This is a genomic window from Paragemmobacter amnigenus (genome assembly GCF_009908265.2).
Taxonomy (GTDB): domain Bacteria; phylum Pseudomonadota; class Alphaproteobacteria; order Rhodobacterales; family Rhodobacteraceae; genus Paragemmobacter; species Paragemmobacter amnigenus.
This window is the reverse complement of sequence record NZ_JAAATX020000030.1, coordinates 1-1,272: the sequence shown is the minus strand read 5'-3', so window position 1 is coordinate 1,272 and position 1,272 is coordinate 1. Positions and strand designations below refer to the sequence as shown.

At 63.8% G+C, this 1,272-nt stretch carries 1 protein-coding gene; it reads left to right on the top strand.

Translation table 11 applies throughout. From position 1 onward, the window contains the following. Positions 1-63 precede the first annotated feature (63 nt). Positions 64-1,253 (top strand): IS3 family transposase gene (locus GU927_RS20375; protein WP_161764232.1). Its coding sequence is split into 2 segments (ribosomal slippage): positions 64-325 and positions 325-1,253, totalling 1,191 coding nucleotides; the frame shifts between segments, so codons are not numbered across the junction. Positions 1,254-1,272 lie beyond the last annotated feature (19 nt).

The following is a 1,272-nucleotide window of genomic DNA, read 5'->3' as shown; positions in this document are numbered from 1 at the left end:
TGACCTGCCACGGGATTTTTCCTCCACCTGCGATTAGAGTCCGGCCCATGGAGAGGACGGACGATGAAGAAGGCACGACTGACGGAAGAGCAGATCATAGGCATCCTGCAGGAGCATGAGGCGGGCGCGAAGTGTGCCGATCTCTGCCGCAAGCACGGGATGTCTGAGGGCACGTTCTATGCCTGGAAGGCGAAGTATTCCGGGATGACGGTGTCCGAGGCCAAGCGGCTGAAGGCGCTGGAGGACGAGAACGCGAAGCTGAAGCGGCTCTTGGCCGAGCAGATGCTCGACATGGCGGCGATGAAGGAACTCTTGTCAAAAAAATGGTGACGCCCGTCGCGAAGCGCGAGGCTGTCGCGCATCTGAAGGCCCATCTTGGGTTGTCGGAACGGCGGGCGTGTCAAATTGCCGGGGCGGACCGCAAGATGGTGCGCTACCAGTCGCAGCGCGCGCCGGACACGGCCCTGCGCGGGCGGTTGCGCGATCTGGCCAATGAGCGGCGCAGGTTCGGCTACCGACGGCTGTTCGTCCTGCTCAGGCGGGAAGGCGAGGCGTCGGGGATCAACCGCATTTACCGGCTCTACCGCGAGGAAGGGTTAACGGTGCGTAAACGCAAAGCGCGCCGCAAGGCCATCGGAACGAGGGCCCCGATCCTGATGGAGGCGCGGGCCAATGCGCGCTGGTCACTGGACTTCGTGCATGACCAGTTCGCATGCGGGCGGCGCTTCCGGGTGCTGAACGTCGTCGACGATGTCACGCGCGAGTGCCTTGCGGCGATCCCGGATACATCCATCTCGGGCCGCCGCGTGGCGCGGGAGCTGACAGCGCTGATCGAACGACGTGGCAAGCCCGGGATGATCGTGTCGGACAACGGGACGGAACTGACCTCGAACGCGATCCTGAAGTGGTGCGCCGAGCACAAGGTCGAATGGCACTACATCGCGCCGGGAAAGCCGACGCAGAACGGCTTTGTGGAAAGCTTCAACGGCAGGATGCGGGACGAGTTCTTGAACGAGACGCTGTTCCGCAACCTTGCCCATGCCCGCGACCTGATCGCAGCCTGGGTCACCGACTACAACACCGAAAGGCCCCACTCGGCCCTCGGCTACCAGACCCCTGCAGGTTTCGCTCTGCACCTGACCACCGCAATCGCCCGTCCCGCTGCACGCGATGAGAGCTCCGCGCGCCGGGCGATTGCTCAACCTACGCCGAAAGGCGTAAATCAGCTACCGGCTCCGGTCGCGGCTGGATGAAAGTTCAGTGGCAGGTCAC